The sequence below is a fragment of the Tritonibacter horizontis genome (genome assembly GCF_001518015.1).
Lineage (GTDB): Bacteria > Pseudomonadota > Alphaproteobacteria > Rhodobacterales > Rhodobacteraceae > Epibacterium > Epibacterium horizontis.
Genome location: NZ_LPUY01000022.1, coordinates 1 through 15,278 on the forward strand (window position 1 = coordinate 1; position 15,278 = coordinate 15,278).

The 15,278-nt window shown below is 61.8% G+C and carries 13 protein-coding genes and 1 pseudogene; 3 read left to right on the forward strand and 11 right to left on the reverse strand.

The window, feature by feature from the left end; genetic code table 11:
* Window positions 1–851 precede the first annotated feature (851 nt).
* The 11 genes and pseudogenes from tssB (TRIHO_RS04260) to tssA form a co-directional block, all read right to left on the reverse strand.
* Window positions 852–1,328, reverse strand: a pseudogene (gene tssB / locus TRIHO_RS04260) (type VI secretion system contractile sheath small subunit); the annotation flags it as partial.
* The gene (locus TRIHO_RS04265; protein ID WP_408646181.1) at window positions 1,321–2,175 is read right to left on the reverse strand and encodes an ion transporter; all 855 of its coding nucleotides are present in this window, start codon (window positions 2,173–2,175) and stop codon (window positions 1,321–1,323) included. The gene TRIHO_RS04265 and the pseudogene tssB (TRIHO_RS04260), both read right to left, overlap by 8 nt.
* A gap of 184 nt (window positions 2,176–2,359) precedes the next feature.
* Window positions 2,360–5,083, reverse strand: coding sequence for a type VI secretion system ATPase TssH (gene tssH, locus TRIHO_RS04270; protein ID WP_068240707.1), 2,724 nt, complete (start codon window positions 5,081–5,083; stop codon window positions 2,360–2,362).
* A 1-nt stretch (window position 5,084) separates the two neighbouring features.
* Window positions 5,085–6,158 (reverse strand): type VI secretion system baseplate subunit TssG, encoded by a 1,074-nt coding sequence (tssG, locus tag TRIHO_RS04275; protein ID WP_068240709.1) that lies wholly within the window; start codon window positions 6,156–6,158, stop codon window positions 5,085–5,087.
* Window positions 6,122–7,999 (reverse strand): type VI secretion system baseplate subunit TssF, encoded by a 1,878-nt coding sequence (gene tssF / locus TRIHO_RS04280; RefSeq protein ID WP_068240711.1) that lies wholly within the window; start codon window positions 7,997–7,999, stop codon window positions 6,122–6,124. Before tssF ends, tssG begins: the two co-directional genes overlap by 37 nt.
* A 1-nt stretch (window position 8,000) precedes the next feature.
* Window positions 8,001–8,498, reverse strand: coding sequence for a type VI secretion system baseplate subunit TssE (tssE, locus tag TRIHO_RS04285; RefSeq protein WP_068240713.1), 498 nt, complete (start codon window positions 8,496–8,498; stop codon window positions 8,001–8,003).
* Complete coding sequence (locus tag TRIHO_RS04290) at window positions 8,491–9,294, reverse strand: type VI secretion system accessory protein TagJ (protein ID WP_068240715.1); 804 nt, start codon at window positions 9,292–9,294, stop codon at window positions 8,491–8,493. The genes tssE and TRIHO_RS04290 overlap by 8 nt, the downstream gene beginning before the upstream one ends.
* Window positions 9,295–9,396: 102 nt before the next feature.
* Window positions 9,397–9,897, reverse strand: a complete 501-nt coding sequence (locus tag TRIHO_RS04295) for an Hcp family type VI secretion system effector (RefSeq protein WP_068240716.1) — start codon at window positions 9,895–9,897, stop codon at window positions 9,397–9,399.
* A gap of 76 nt (window positions 9,898–9,973) precedes the next feature.
* On the reverse strand, window positions 9,974–11,470 hold the full coding sequence (gene tssC, locus TRIHO_RS04300; protein ID WP_068240718.1) for a type VI secretion system contractile sheath large subunit: 1,497 nt from the start codon (window positions 11,468–11,470) through the stop codon (window positions 9,974–9,976).
* 19 nt (window positions 11,471–11,489) lie between these two features.
* Window positions 11,490–12,005 carry a type VI secretion system contractile sheath small subunit gene (tssB, locus tag TRIHO_RS04305; RefSeq protein ID WP_068240720.1) on the reverse strand — a complete coding sequence of 172 codons (516 nt, stop codon included), beginning with the start codon at window positions 12,003–12,005 and terminating at the stop codon, window positions 11,490–11,492.
* 76 nt (window positions 12,006–12,081) lie between these two features.
* Window positions 12,082–13,143: a type VI secretion system protein TssA gene (gene tssA, locus TRIHO_RS04310; protein ID WP_068240727.1), complete on the reverse strand. Its 1,062-nt coding sequence runs from the start codon at window positions 13,141–13,143 to the stop codon at window positions 12,082–12,084.
* A gap of 171 nt (window positions 13,144–13,314) precedes the next feature.
* Here tssA and TRIHO_RS04315 point away from each other — a divergent pair, with 171 nt between their 5' ends.
* From TRIHO_RS04315 to TRIHO_RS04325, 3 genes are all read left to right on the forward strand, one after another.
* Window positions 13,315–14,160 (forward strand): hypothetical protein, encoded by an 846-nt coding sequence (locus TRIHO_RS04315; RefSeq protein ID WP_232367712.1) that lies wholly within the window; start codon window positions 13,315–13,317, stop codon window positions 14,158–14,160.
* Between the two features lie 70 nt (window positions 14,161–14,230).
* Complete coding sequence (locus TRIHO_RS04320; protein ID WP_068240729.1) at window positions 14,231–14,653, forward strand: hypothetical protein; 423 nt, start codon at window positions 14,231–14,233, stop codon at window positions 14,651–14,653.
* Between the two features lie 3 nt (window positions 14,654–14,656).
* Window positions 14,657–15,278, forward strand: a 622-nt coding sequence (locus TRIHO_RS04325) for a MotA/TolQ/ExbB proton channel family protein (protein ID WP_068240731.1), incomplete at its 3' end; no start/stop codon positions are given.

Here is a 15,278-nt window from a genome sequence, read left to right on the forward strand (position 1 = left end):
TCCAGCCCGGCCAGCACATCGGCCACATCGTCGCCAGCCTCTTCGGTCGGCGTATCGAGGTCGCCCAGCATCTCGCTCAGGTCCACCTCTGCCTCGGCAGGGATATCCTCAACGGCGTCCAGCCCGGCCAGCACGTCGGCCACATCGTCGCCAGCCTCTTCGGTCGGCGTGTCGAGATCGCCCAACATCTCGCCCAGGTCCACGTCCGCCTCGGCAGGGGTGTCCTCAACCGCGTCCAGCCCAGCCAGCACATCGGCCACATCAACCTGTTCCCGTTCCGTCACCTCGGCGGCTTCCAGGCTCTTCAGGGCGGACTCGGTCGCCTGATCCGGGGGCACATCGGGCGTGTCGAGTCTGGCAACACCGTCCAGAACCGCCGCCGCGGCATCCTGGACCGGTGCATCCTCCGGCGCCTGCTGCGCCAGGGCCGCTAGCGCATCATCGCGAGCGATATCTGTGGTTTCAACCTCTGGCGCAGCGCGCGCGATCCCGGACAGAACAGCGCTGGTCTGATCCTCTGCCGGGGCCTCCTCCGGGGCGCTGGCGGCCAGTTGCGCCAACGTTTGCGCGGTTGCGTCCTCCGTCGGTGGACTGTCCTCTGGCGCGGTTGCCGCAAGCGCCGAGAGCACATCCGCTGTTCCGTCTGGCGCATCCTCCGCCACGGGTGCAGCGGCGCGCAGCCCGGCCAGAACATCGTCGGACCCGTCCTCGACCGTGGTTTCAGCCGGCGCCGCCGCCGCAAGCTGGGCCAGGATGTCCGCGCTGTCGGGGCCGGCCTCTGTTGTGGGGATTTCGACCTGGCGCAGACTGTCCAGAGCAGCCGACGTTTGAGCCCCCCCTGCCCCGTCCGCGCTGGCCAGAGACGACAAGAGCGCAGGCGTCTGAAGGATCGTTTCGATCAATTCCTCCGCACCGGACTTGCCATCCATATAGGTCATCAACTGTTCCAGTTGCTGGCGCGCCTCAAGCAGCGGGCGCAGCGCGTCAACCTTGGCCGCAATCGCACCGGGGGTGAAATCCGTCATGCTTTCAAAGGTCAGGTCAACCGCAAGATTGCCCTCCCCCGTCAGCGTGTTGGGCACGGTAAAGGCCGCCCTCGGCGCCATCGCCCGCATCCGGTCGTCGAAGTTATCAACATCGATCTCCAGAAACTTGCGATCCGCCACGGCGGGCTGCGGGACATTGGATTTTCCCGCCAGATCGCTCATCACCCCCATGACAAAGGGCAGCTGGACCTTTTTCTCGGCGCCATAAAGCTCCACATCATATTCGATCTGGACCCGTGGCGCCCGGTTGCGGGCGATGAATTTCTGCGAGCTATCAGCCATTGTCCGGCCTCCGAAGGGCAGCGACCTCTGTCCGCAGCGCGCGGATTTCATCGCGCAGCTCGACGACATGGGCGTCAACCACATCTGTTTCTGATTTCACCAGATCGCGGAGCTTTGAAATCTCCGCTTCTGTTTCGGCCTCCACCGCCGACTGCATGGTGTTCACCAGCAAACCGATGAACAGGTTCAGAACGGAAAAGGCGGTGACGACGATGAACGGCACAAAGAACGCCCAGGCAAAGGGAAAGACCTCCATCACCGGGCGTACAATTCCCATCGACCAGCTTTCCAGCGTCATGATCTGGAACAACGAATACAATGATCGCCCAAGAGTGCCGAACCATTCCGGGAAGGCCTCGCCATACATCAGCGTCGACATCACCGCGAAAACGTAGAACACGATGGAGATCATCACGATCACCGCGCCCATACCGGGCAACGCATCCAACAGGGCCTGAACCACCGCCCGCATCTGCGGGATCACCGACAGCAACCGCAGCGCCCGGATCACGCGCAAACCGCGCAGCGCCGACAGGCCCTGGCGATCCGGCAACAGGCCCAGCAGGACCACGATCAGGTCAAAGATATTCCAGGCCGAGGAAAAGAACCGCAGCCCATAGGCGTAAAGCTTGATCGTCAGCTCGATCACAAAGATCGCCAGAACAAGCCGGTCGATCACGTCCAGCAGGCCACCGACCTGCGCCTGCACCGTGTCAGAGGTTCCCAGCCCCAGGGTGATCGCATTGAAAATGATCACCACGAGAATGGCATTGGTAATGCTTGGCCGCTCGATGAAAGCCTGCGCCCAGGCGCGGCTTCCAAATGCTGGGGTTTCCTCGGCGGTCAGCTCTGACACGTTTCACGTCTCCACGGTTTCTCGGTGCGCCTGCTTTGGGCTGCACCCCTCTGATCGGCAGCGCCAGAGTCCCCAGACCCCGGCTCAATGCCCCCGCCCGATGGCGAGGGCCTCTGTTCAGTCTGTCACGCGGTCAACCGGTCCTGTAGCTGGCCCGGTCGGCGCGCCGCCCCAGCTAGTCAAAGCTGTAGGTGAACTCCCCATCGGCGACATCGATCGCCACCGTTTTCACCTCGGCCCCCTCCATCAGACGACGCAGGAATTCGTTCGAGATGTCCGGCAGCATGGAGTTGGTGACGATGGCATCGATCATGCGGCCACCGCTTTCCAGTTCCTGACACCGCTCCACAATGGTGTCGACCACGGCGTCAGTGTAGCTGAACGGCACGTTGTGAGAGCTCTCGACCCGTTTCTGAATCCGGCCCAGCTGCAATTTCGTGATCTCGGCGATCATGTTCGGCGACAGCGGGTAGTAAGGAATGGTGACCATCCGCCCCAGCAGGGCCGGTGGGAAGACCTTCAACAGCGGATCGCGCAGCGCCTTGGCCAGGCCTTCGGACTCCGGCAGCAGATCGGGGTCGGAACACATGTCCATCACCATATCGGAGCCCGCGTTTGTGGTCAGCAGGATCAGGGTGTTCTTGAAATCAATCACCCGGCCCTCGCCGTCCTCCATGACGCCCTTGTCAAAGACCTGAAAGAAGATCTCATGCACATCCGGATGGGCCTTTTCCACCTCGTCCAGCAGCACCACCGAATAGGGCTTGCGCCGCACCGCTTCGGTCAGGACGCCGCCCTCGCCATAGCCGACATAGCCCGGAGGCGCGCCTTTCAGCGAGGAGACCGTATGCGCCTCCTGATATTCGGACATGTTGATGGTGATGACGTTCTGTTCGCCGCCATAGAGCACCTCTGCCAGCGCCAGCGCCGTCTCCGTCTTGCCGACGCCGGAGGTCCCGGCCAGCATGAAGACCCCGATGGGTTTGTTCGGGTTATCAAGCCCGGCGCGGCTGGTCTGGATCCGCTTGGAGATCATCTTCATCGCGTGATCCTGGCCGATCACCCGCTTGGCCAGATGCTCTTCGAGGTTCAGGATGGTCTCGATCTCGTCCTTGACCATGCGCCCGACCGGAATGCCGGTCCAGTCGCCGACAACCGAAGCCACCGCCTGATGGTCGACGATGGGCAGGATCAGCGGCCGGTCGCCTTGCAGCGTTTCCAATTCGGCGTTCTTGGCCTTCAGATCCGCCATCAGGGCGGCGCGCGCCTCGTCGGACAGCGGGCTGTCGCCCGCCGTGGCGCCCTCGGCCCCGTCTCCCTCAGGCGCGGGTGTTGCATCAACGGGCGCGGCCCCCTCCCGGAGTTTGGCGCGCAGGTCGAGGATCGCGTCAACGCAGGCCTTTTCGCGGTCCCACTGCTCGGTCAGCTCGGCCAGACGCGCGGCTTCGACCTCTCTGGCGTGGGTGGCTGCAGCGCGGCGTTCGGCCACCTCGTAGCCTGCGGTCTCGTCCCGGCCGATGATCTCCAGTTCGGTCTCCAGCGCCTCGATACGGCGCTGGCTGTCATCCACTTCAGCCGGAACCGCATGCTGGCTGACGGCCACACGGGCGCAGGCGGTATCCAGCAGGCTGACACATTTGTCCGGCAACTGCCGCGCCGGGATGTAGCGCGCCGACAGGCTGACAGCGGCTTCGATACCTTCGTCCAGCACCTGCACCCGGTGGTGTTTTTCCAGCATCGAGGCAATGCCCCGCATCATCAGGATCGCTTTGGGGACCGAGGGTTCTTCGACCTTGACCACCTGGAAACGGCGGGTCAGGGCGGGGTCTTTCTCGATGTATTTCTTGTATTCAGCCCAGGTCGTGGCCCCGATGGTGCGCAGGGTGCCGCGCGCCAGGGCCGGTTTCAGAAGGTTGGCCGCATCGCCGGTGCCCGCCGCGCCGCCCGCCCCCACCAGCGTGTGGGTTTCGTCCACGAACATCACGATGGGGGTCGGGCTGGCCTGCACCTCGTCAATGACCTGACGCAGACGGTTTTCAAACTCGCCCTTCATGCTGGCCCCGGCCTGCAACAGGCCCACGTCCAGCACCAAAAGCCGCACCTCGCGCAAGGCAGGCGGCACATCGCCGCGCGCGATCCGCAGCGCAAAGCCTTCGACCACCGCGGTTTTGCCAACGCCGGCCTCGCCGGTGAGGATCGGGTTGTTCTGCCGCCGCCGCATCAGGATATCGACAATCTGGCGGATCTCTTCGTCGCGGCCGACAATCGGGTCGATCTCTCCGGACTTGGCCTGCGCGGTCAGATCGGTGCAGAATTGCGCCAGTGCCTGGCCCTCGCTGGCGCCCGGGCCCATCGCGCCGGAGGCCTCGCCCGGCACCGCACCGCCGCCGACGCTTGATCCGTCCTGCGCCGTCAGGCGTTCCTCGGGCGACCCATCGGTGGCCTCTGCAAAATGATCGGCCAGATCATCGGGACCGATGCTGGCCAGTTCCGGCGACATGCTGCTGAGGATATTGCGCAGTGCAGGTGTCTTCAGCATCCCCAGCAGAAGATGCCCCGACCGGACCTGATTTGCCGAATAGAGCAACGATCCCCAGACCCAACCGCGTTCCATCGCGTCCATCAGATGATCCGACAGGTCAGAAATGGTCGAGGCGCCGCGCGGCAGCATGTCCAGCGCCCGCGTCAGCTCTGTGGCCAGCTTGCTCTGGTCCAGATCGTAGTGGGTGATGATGCGATGAATATCGCTGTCGGGCTGGGCCAGCAGCTGATGCAGCCAATGCACCAGCTCCACATAGGGGTTGCCCCGCATCTTGCAAAAGACGGTCGCGCTCTCGACGGCCTGATACCCCAGTTTGTTGAGTTTCCCAAACAAGGCCACGCGGCTGATCTCGGTCATATCAGGTCCTTCCCTCTGTCGAATGATTGTGCCCCGGGGACGCATGCGCCGGGTAAAGAAATAGATCACCCGCATCGCTGCGGTTCGCCTCCGGGTCGCGACGCGACCCGATCCAGCTGGTATGGCCAAGGCGGGTCGTTCCCCCCAGGCTTGCACGCGGCACCTCATCCCCGTGAAGGATAAGGTTCACATCCCAATCAAGGCAATCGCCGACATAGGACCGCACGATGGCGCGCACCCGTTTCAGACTGTCACCGCCCGGCAGCAACCGTTCGTAATCGGCCAGTGACAGCGGCCCGATGCGCAGCCGGAACTTGGCCGAGCGGCTCCAGACCCGGTCGCCAATCGACGTGGTCTGTCCCAGCGACCCCATGCCAAGCTGCCAGCGGTCGTCCGGCTCCAGCTCCAGCCAGGAGCCGACAAATTCCTGCAACCGCACCTCAACCCCGAGAAAAGACGACAGGATCGACACCAGTCCTTCGGGGTTGCGCGCCTGCTGCCCCAGATGGCCGGCATAGTGCAGCCGCGCCATGTCCGGCATCGCATCGCGGTCGCGCAGGTGGTCGCCGTGATAGCCCACAAGCGCGGCCACCTTGCGTGCCATCTGGTCGTTACCGCGGTCAAAGTTGACCGCCGGATTGCCCTGCGCCCAGGCCCGGTACATCAGGCTCAGCAGACGATGCGTCAGCATATCGGCAAAGGCGACAATGGTCGGATCACGGTGGTTGCGCCGCCGGTCGCGGGCATATTCCGTCAGATGCAGCGGCAACGGACCGGAGGGGCCGAAAAAGCCAAAGAACCGGTTGGTCAGCCGGGCGGGTTTGTCGCCGCTGGCGGTCTTGAACTCCGCAATGGTCGAGGTCGGGAACGCCAGTTCCGCCTCCTGGCCCAGCCGCAGCGCATCCTGACGCGGACGGCGACTTTCACCCAGACGGGGGTGATCCGCGAAATGCGCCTCAAGCACCCGCAGCGCCTGGAACAGGTGATGTTCCTGCGGCGACTCGACAAGCTTGTCGAACAGAGATTTCTCCGGCCCGGTCACAGCACGCGACCCAGGCCCTTCACTGGTCGCCATCGGGCAATTTCCCCGCGTTTTTCCGTTTTCAGGACAGTTTCCGTAAAGGAGTTGATGCTGGCATAGCCCCGGAAAAACCGTTCCAGGACCGCGCCCAATGCGTAAATATTGGTGCCTTCAAAATAGCTCTCGTCAAAGCTGAGCGAGACTTCGATGCCGCGCACGGCAGTCGACAGGACCTCGTCACTCATCCGGCGCACGATGGGGCGGCTCGACACCGACAGGATGCCTTCAAGCTGCTTGTCGGTCACCCGGTTGCCCAGCGGCGCATAAAGCCCGATCAGCTCGCGCAGCGCAGCGGCCGACTGGCCGCGGTCGCTTTCTGCGATCGACATGTAGTTCAGGCTCAGATGCGAAATCAGCCGCCAGGCGGTATCGCCCTGCGCCAAGGTCGGGTGGGGGCGCGTTGGGGACACCGGCAGCGAGATCGCCTTGACCGGGCCACCATCCGGCAGATGAAAGACATCGTCGTTGCCGGTCGCCAGCAGCATCGGCAGATCGCGATTGGTGCACAACGCCGTGACCGCCAGCTGTTCCAGCCCGGCGCTATAGGGCGCCTGCGCCCGGTCCACCAGCGTCAGATAGACCTCGGAGCCCAGATAGGACGACCGCACCCCGCGCAGACGTTCCTTTTCGGACCGCTGCCGCATACGCCGTTTCACTGTATAGTAAGAGGCATGCCCCTCGCCCGCGGCGGTCAGGTCGGTGGCGGAATAAAACGGGCGGAACGTCACGTCGTCCTCGCCATCGCCGCTGATCCCGGTCACCGACTGCAGCGCATAGATTTCAAAATCCAGCCCCGCCGTGCGGTTCGGAATGACATGATGCTGGGTGTCCTTGGACAACACCCGCACCCGGTCGCAGCGTTTGTCGAACAGGTTCACCGCAGGCACCGCATGGGGTTCAAAAACCTCCGGAGCCACCACGGTTTCGATGTTCTTCATCCCGTCGCGCAGCAGGATATAAAGATCGACATCGGCGCCCTTGGCCTTTTGCAGCGCCGGTTTGATCCCCTGCAGTTCGACAAAACGGAACCGCTCCGGCATGGCGAAATATTCTTGCAGCAGCCGATAGCCGTCAAACACCCGGCGCGGCACCGGCAACAGCGCCTCCTGCGGGTCAAACCCCTTTTGCTGCACCCCGGCCCCCGGCAACGGCAGTTGCCAGTCGTCGCGCCGGTCGGTGCTGCGCCCGACGATGCCGGTCACCTGGGTACAAAGCAGTTCCAGCAGCGGCCAGCTGTTCCCGGCGGCGTTGGTCAGATACAGCGACAGGCTCTGCATATCCAATTCGCGGATCGGCTCGCCATCCTTGCGCCGCAGCCGCAGCCGCAGGCCCGCCCGCGCGTCATAGCCCTGTGCAACCCCCGCCGCGACCAGCTCGCCCCGCCCGTCGATATACTGGGCTTCGGCGATTTCGATCGGCCAGAGGGTCAGATCAGCGGCCGTGCGGAATTCAACCGCCGTCTGCAACCCATCCGTCAGGGCCGACCGCAGCGTGGTGCCGCGCTTCAGCCGATAGCCGGATTTCACCGCGGAATTGGCAATATCCGGTTCCATCCGCGCGATCATCATCGACGGCGTCGGCGCCAGATAATGCGGATAGATGATCTCCAGCAGGTTGGAGGTGAAATTGGGATACTGCAGCTGCAATTCCAACTGCACCCGCGCCGACAAAAACGCCGCCCCCTCCAGCAGGCGTTCCACATAAGGGTCGAGAACCTCGACCCCTTCCATACCCAGCCGCGAGGCCACCTTGGGATAGGCGGCGGCAAACTCCGCCCCCATGTCGCGCAGGTAGTTCAGCTCGGTCTCGTAATGTTCAAGGAGCCTGGTATCCACGTCAGCCCCTCCGATCCATATGGATTTCGCCGGTGGTCAGATCCACTTTGGAGCGCAGGTACAGCTCCAGCGGCATCGGTTGCGCCCACATATCGGCGCGGATTTCAAGCGCGATTGTCATCTGCGCGGTGTCATCGGCATCGACAAGCGCCACATCCACCGACCCGTCAATGATCCGCGGTTCGTAGGACTGGATCGCAACCCGGATGGAATCGCGGATTTCGCGCATCTTTTCCTTGGCCGTGAACTCCCCGGTCACCTCGCGCAGCCCGTAGTTCAGCACTGATTTGGCGACGGCGGGAAACCGTTCTTCGTCGATGTAATGACCGCCGTTCTGGGTGTTCAGAAGCCAGGACAGGTCGCGCTGGATGATCTCGCGCAGCCGCACGAGATCAATGACCCGAGAGTCACGCGTTTCCTTCTTCTCGCTGGGCGCATCATCTGTCAGCCGATCCAGCAGGGATGGCTGCAAGCGCTCGGCGATGGTCTTGTCAGCCATCGCCGGACGTGCCCCCGTCCATCTTCAACAGACGCAGGTCCATCAGGGCCACATCTTCGAGGTTGGTTGCCAGCACTTTCTGGCCCTGCCCGGCAAAGGTTTCTGCCCCGAGGTCCTGCCAGTTGGTTTCCCGCGCCAGCGCCGCCTTGCCACCAAGTTCGGCAGAGCCGGGATAACGCGTCGGCACCAGCACCGCCAGAGCGCCGCCCTCTTTCGGGGTCAAGGTGCCGGCCATCCAGACCGCATCGCGCAGGTCGGCGGGCGCTTCCAGTTCCAGCGTGTCGATCTGGGCAAAGGGCATCCAGAAATAGCGCCCGTTCACGATGACTTCGAGCACCGGACCAAGCCGCATATCCGCGTCCGCGATCCAGTCGAACCGGGTGCCGTTGACCTCACCGCCGCTTGCCGGCGCCGCGTCAAAGGCCCGCGCGCGGATCTCGGCGGCCGTGGTGACATCGCCCTTGGCCAGCGCCTTTTGGGACTGGATCAACAGCGCCAGCCATTCCTGTGGCTCGCCAAAGATCAGCGGATCTTTGTCGCCCTTGAACACCTTGTCCCGGTAAACTTCGCAGATGATCGCCTCGCGGTAGGCCTGCGCCATTGTCGTGGCAGCATCATCCATATCGGCAGACAATTTCAGCTGGGTCACAGCGCGTTTCCAGTCGCCAAGCACGCACAGCAGCTGGAACAGAAAGATCCGCAACTTGCCATTGGCCGGGTCCTTGCGCACCTCGTCTTGCAACGCCGACAAGGCCGCCGCAGGATCGCCAGCCTTCAGATGCTCTTGTGCTGTCATGGACACGAAGCGCCTCCCCCCAGAAATTTCAAAAACCAATTTTTATTAGTGGTCCCGGGCACGCAGGCGCCCGGGACATTGATAACACGCACCCGTGGTAGATTATTCGACCTGACCGGTCTGAACGTTCCACTTGAAGGTGTTTTCGGTCTTGAGTTTGCCGGACTTCTGATCGGTGGACTTGTACTCGTGTTCGATTGCCGCATAGGCCATCGTCCAGGTTTCTTCCGGGATGCCGTCTTCGGAACCGGAGATCGAGTAGCTGTCGATCACGACGTCTTTCAGTTTCCAGATCGAGTAGGCTTCCAGACCGGCAGAGGCGCTTTCACCCGAACGGCACATGTGCAGTTCGATTTCCGGACGCACGGTACCGTTTGCAACCGATGTTGCCAGCTTGTTGGAGGCGATGCCCATCTGGGAGGTCACTTCGATCTTGCCGAAGTTGGAGTTCGCATGTCCACGCTGGGTGGAGCCCAGGTCGGTCATTTCGACGGCGCGCTCGACGTTCCAGCTCAGCGATTGGATCACGATCCATTTGTCGTGACCTTTTTCAGTCGCGTCGCCCGGGATGTCAGAGATTTTAACGAACATGTTCGCAGCCATTGTTCATTCCTTTCAGATCAGATGATTTTCGATTTCGAAGTGTATTTCGATGATGTTTGAAATGCGCGATCTTAAATCAGCCCCCCTTCTCGGACGGCAGTTTGGAAACCAGTCTCAAAGATACTGACAGGCCTTCCAGTTGGTAGTGAGGGCGCAAGAAGAACTTGGAGCTGTAATAGCCCGGGTTCCCTTCGACCTCTTCGACAACCACCTCGGCCGAGGCAAGCGGCTTGCGCGCCTTCTCGGATTCGGAAGAGATGTCGGCATTGAAATCAACGTAATTGTTGATCCAATCCTGTAGCCAGGACTCCATGTCCTGACGGCTCTTGAACGAGCCAACCTTGTCGCGAACCATACACTTCAGGTAGTGCGCAAAGCGGCAGGTCGCAAAGAGATAGGGCAGACGGGCCCCGAGGTTCGCATTCGCGGTCGCATCGGGATCGTCATATTCGGCGGGCTTGTGCAGGGACTGCGCGCCGATAAAGGTGGCCACGTCGGTGTTCTTGCGGTGGATCAGCGGCATCATGCCGTTCTTGGCCAGTTCCGCTTCGCGACGGTCGTCAATCGCGATTTCGGTCGGGCATTTCTGATCCACGCCCCCATCGGTGGTCGGGAAGGTATGCGATGGCAGCCCTTCCAGCGTACCGCCGCTTTCGACGCCACGGATCCGCGAACACCAGCCGTAGCTCTTGAACGAGCGGGTGATGTTGGTCGCCATGCCGTAGGCCGCGTTGACCCAGCCGTATTTGCTGCTGTCTGCGCCCTCGGTGTCTTCTTCAAAGGCGAACTCTTCAACCGGATCGGTCTGCGAGCCATAGGGCAACCGGCCCAGGAAGCGCGGCATTGCCAGACCGACGTATTTCGCATCCTCGCTGTCGCGCAGCGACCGCCAGGCCGCATATTCCGGCGTCTGGAAAATCTTGGTCAGATCGCGCGGGTTCGACAGTTCCGACCAGCTGTCCATCTGGAACAGCGTCGGCTTGGCCCCGGTGATCAGCGGCGCATGGGCGGCGGCGGCGATCTTGGACATCTCGCCGAGCAGCTCGATATCAACCGGCGAATGGTCAAAATGATAATCCGCAACCAGGCTGCCATAGGGCTCACCACCCAGCTGGCTGAATTCCTCGGTGTAGATTTTCTTGAAGATCGGCGATTGATCCCAGGCGGTGCCTTTGAACTTCTTCAGGGTCTTGGACATCTCTTTCTTCGAGATGGGCATGACCCGGATTTTCAACTGCTCGTCGGTCTCGGTGTTGTTGACAAGATAGTGCAGACCACGCCACGCGCTTTCCAGTTGCTGGAAATCTTCGTGGTGCAGGATCAGGTTGACCTGCTCGGTCAGCTTCTTGTCGATCTCCGCCACGATGCTTTCGATCGACCGCAGCGCGTCGTCGGACACCAGGGCCGTGTTGGCCAGCGCCTGTTCCGCCAGGGTCTTGACGGCAGATTCCACTGCGGTCTTGGCCTGGTCCGATTTCGGCCGGAACTCCTTTTGCAGGAGACTGGCAAATTCGCTGGAGCCAAACGCGGAGGCGCCTTCGGCGGCTTCTGTCTGAAGGTCTTGTTCAGCCATTTTTGTCCCTCCCTAAAATCTATTCGCCAGCATCGTCAGCACCACCGGGGGCGGGCTGCGCGGCCAAAGTCTTGAGCAGGCTCGGATCCTGGATGATCTTGGAAATAAGATCCTCCGCGCCTGTCTTGCCATCCATATATGTCATTAGATTGGAGAGCTGGGTCCGCGCTTCAAGTAGCTCGCGCAAAGGTTCTACTTTTGCTGCGATTGCAGCAGGCTTGAAGTCATCCATGCTCTCAAAGGTCACGTCGACCGCCAGATTGCCCTCACCGGTCAAGGTGTTAGGCACCGTGAACGCGGCGCGCGGCGCCATGGATTTCATGCGATCGTCGAAATTATCTACATCAATTTCGAGGAATTTACGGTCGGCAATCGCAGGCTGTTCAATTTCGGACTTCCCGACGAGGTCGCTCATGACGCCCATCACGAAGGGCAGCTGGACCTTCTTTTCCGCGCCGTAAAGCTCCACATCGTATTCGATCTGCACTCGGGGTGCGCGGTTACGCGCAATGAACTTCTGTGAACTGTCTGCCATCTAGGCCTCCTCGCTCGTCACTTCTTGTACGACGCTGGAAGAAAACTCCGTCGCGCCAATCCGGAAATAATTTCAATCAGTCGTCGTCATCTTCGATGCCACCAACAATGTTTACATTTTCCAAACCGCGCGGCGCCATATCGTTGATAATTGTCAGGAAATCCGCGCCAACCAATCGTTTCGCCCGCTCCAGCAACAACGGAACCGGGCTCGACGGTTCCTCCCGCTTGTAATAGGCGATGATCCGGTCGATGGTATTTGATACATCTGTTGGTGAATTGATACTCCCTGGCGCGCCCGACGAAACGGACCGCTGGGACCCGTGCGCTGGCGGCGGCGCGCCCACGTCCGTCTCCTCCTCAGACTCAGCACTGTCCTCCGTTTCAGCCATACTACCATAAGAGCGCATTTTTTGCGTCATCTGCCGCAGAAGTTTTAACAGGCCATCAAGATCCGGCCCCTGCCCCGGCACATGCTCGTCAAATGCGGCCGAAATGGCACGCAGGTTCTGGGCGATGGTGTCCAGCGCGTCGAGCCGCGCGCTCAGCGTTGCGTCGTCGGTGTCCTGAAACGCGGCGCCGATGCTGGCGGTGTCGGGGATGTGATCCATTCCCGCCGGCGCGGACAGGATCCCTTCCGCAATTTCGATATCGCGCATGGAGAACCGGCCAAAGGCCCGGCTGTCCGTCAGCGCAGCACGGCGCAGCGAGCGGAACACCGGCGAGGCCCCGCCCATGCCATCGGTCTGACCGCAGAGGTCCTGCACCGCGTTCACCCGCATCGTCGGGTCGCCATCATCCTCGTCCAGCATCGGATGACAGGTCTCCCAGAACTCCTCCAGCATGCCGCGGATCAAAGTGGTCACATCGGCAAAGCCGACGACCCCCTCCGATTGAAGAATGGCGTCAGCCAAAAACACAGCCGCCCGCAGGTCATGCGCGCGCTCAAGAACCGACAACGCCTTGGTTTGCACCTCGCGATAGTCCGGATCGGTTGCCGCCGTGACCTGGTCACCGATAACGGTTTCCTCACCAGGCTGGGCTGCAAGTTCCATTTCTGTGAAATCTGGATCGTATTCAGGATCGGACCCGCTTGGCGAATCGTCCCCTTTGGCCCGCAAGAGGACTGTCACATCCATTTTGCTCTAACCCCCGTCAACGCAACATTTTTTTGTTCTAACGAAATAGTGAAGGATTCAAAGGTCCGTCGCAACGAAAAATACCGCGCAACAAAACAAAAACTTGACCTAAAGTGAGCCTTACAGAATTCTGAAAGTCAATTGTTTTGCGTCATTGAGGGAGAGTTGTCCGTGAAACCGACACGTATAGACGGCAGCGACGTGCGGACCCTGGTGCGGGAAGGCGCCAAGCGGCGGACCAGCTTTGCCTTCTGCATGGATGGCAAGAACGACCCTCTTCTGATGATCCAGCCGGGCAATAAACCTGAACAATTGCGCTCACATCTCAAGACCGAAGGCGGCCGTGCGCCGATGGCCTGGGGCACCTTCACCGTGCGCTCTGACGAGATGGAGATGATCTGCGAGCAGGCCCCGGCCAAGGCGATTGCCAATCTCAAACGGTTCCTGCGCGCCAACAAACCCAAGGTGAACGTGCTGTTCCGCGACGATGGCGGCAATCTCCTGGACAGCCTGAAACCGGAAAGATCCAGTGCTGATGACGGGGTGACCACGCTGGACGAGGTCAACACCACCGGCATCGACCCCAAACTGGTGAAACCGCTGCTGGCGCGGGCCAAACGCATCAAACCGCGCATCGCCCAGGCGCCCGGCCCCCTGGAACGCAAGCTGAAACGCGGCCTGTCCAAGGCGCTCAGCGAAATCAACGATGGCCGACTGGTCGAGGCGCAGACGCTGATCACCGTGATCGAACAGGCAGTGGCCCGGATCGGTGCCGACCGCGAAGGCGCCGACGCCAGCATGAAACGCGCCGATCGGTCCAGCAAGACCCGCACCCTCGGCGCCGATGTGTCCCGCGCCAAGAAACTCCGCGCCTCGATCACCCGCGCCCCCGGCAGCAAGCGCAACAAGCTGGACCGCGCCGTTCAGATCGCCGCGCGGCTGTTGAAACAAAAGGATTACGACAAGGCCCGCGTCGTCATGGACCGGATCGAAAAGGCGCTTGGCGCCATTGTCTGAAACCCGGCCATGACCGGGGACCAACCTGTCGCAATTCTTCTATAATTGCCGCAACCACCGGAGAGACCGAATGAAACCACTTCTGAAGTCCGCATGCCTGCTCGCAGCGCTTGCACTGTCCGCGCCGCTCGCCGCGGCCGAGGGTCGGCTGGGGGTCGAGCTGAACAAAACCGAAGAGATCGAGGGCGGCGGCTGTCGGGCGTTCTTCCTGTTCCGCAACGACACGGGCAAAAGCTTTGCCGGGTTTGAAATGTCTCTGGCAGTGCTCGACGGAAACGGCATCATCGACCGGCTGCTGTCGATCGACGCCGCCCCGCTGCCGGTATCCCGCACCACCTTGAAACTCTTTGAGATCCCAGAGCTGAGCTGCGCCAATATCTCGGAAATCCTGCTGCATGACATGACCTCCTGCCAGCCCCAGAACGAGGAACAGATGGATTGCTATGCCATCCTCGACCTCGGATCGCGCGCCAATGCGCAACTGGTGAAATAGACCATGGGCGATCTGCTCGAAAGTGTCGGCAGCGGCGGTCCGATCCTGGCAGTGCTGGCGCTGCTGTCGCTGGTCTCGCTCACTGTGATCGTGGTGAAATGGGTCGAACTCTGGCCCGTCCTCTCGGGCGAGGACGCCCGCGCAAGGGCGCTCGCTCTGTGGCAACAGGGCAAACCCGCCGAGGCGCAAAAGGCACTCGCTGATCGCGCCCCCGCCGACCGGGTTCTGGCCTTTGCCATGGCCGGGTTGCAACAATCCCTGCCCCCTGCCCTGCTGCAGTCGGAGCTTGAACGGCGCGGCAGTGCCGAACTGTCGGTGATGAACCAGCGCATCCGCCTGCTGGAGCTTACGGCCATGGTCTCGCCGCTGTTGGGGTTGCTCGGCACCGTGCTCGGCATGATCCAGAGCTTTCAGGAGCTGGAGCTCGCCGAAGGCGCCGCCAATGCCTCCGTTCTGGCCGGCGGGATCTGGCAGGCGCTGCTGACCACCGCCGCCGGGTTGCTGGTGGCGATCCCAGCCGCCATTGCCGCCGGGCTGTTTTCCGCCCGCATCGAACGCGCCGCGCAGAGCATCGAGAGAGCCGATCACTGCCTTGATCGACGTAGTGTTTTTCCTCCTGGTGTGG

Bases quoted from the DNA above. Each gene is read 5' to 3' on its own strand.
- TRIHO_RS04320 (WP_068240729.1), top strand. From the start codon at position 14,231: ATGAAACCACTTCTGAAGTCCGCATGCCTGCTCGCAGCGCTTGCACTG.
- TRIHO_RS04290 (WP_068240715.1), bottom strand. From the start codon at position 9,294: ATGACAGCACAAGAGCATCTGAAGGCTGGCGATCCTGCGGCGGCCTTG.
- tssE (WP_068240713.1), bottom strand. From the start codon at position 8,498: ATGGCTGACAAGACCATCGCCGAGCGCTTGCAGCCATCCCTGCTGGAT.
- tssG (WP_068240709.1), bottom strand. From the start codon at position 6,158: ATGGCGACCAGTGAAGGGCCTGGGTCGCGTGCTGTGACCGGGCCGGAG.
- tssC (WP_068240718.1), bottom strand. From the start codon at position 11,470: ATGGCTGAACAAGACCTTCAGACAGAAGCCGCCGAAGGCGCCTCCGCG.
- tssH (WP_068240707.1), bottom strand. From the start codon at position 5,083: ATGACCGAGATCAGCCGCGTGGCCTTGTTTGGGAAACTCAACAAACTG.
- tssB (WP_068240720.1), bottom strand. From the start codon at position 12,005: ATGGCAGACAGTTCACAGAAGTTCATTGCGCGTAACCGCGCACCCCGA.
- TRIHO_RS04295 (WP_068240716.1), bottom strand. From the start codon at position 9,897: ATGGCTGCGAACATGTTCGTTAAAATCTCTGACATCCCGGGCGACGCG.
- tssA (WP_068240727.1), bottom strand. From the start codon at position 13,143: ATGGATGTGACAGTCCTCTTGCGGGCCAAAGGGGACGATTCGCCAAGC.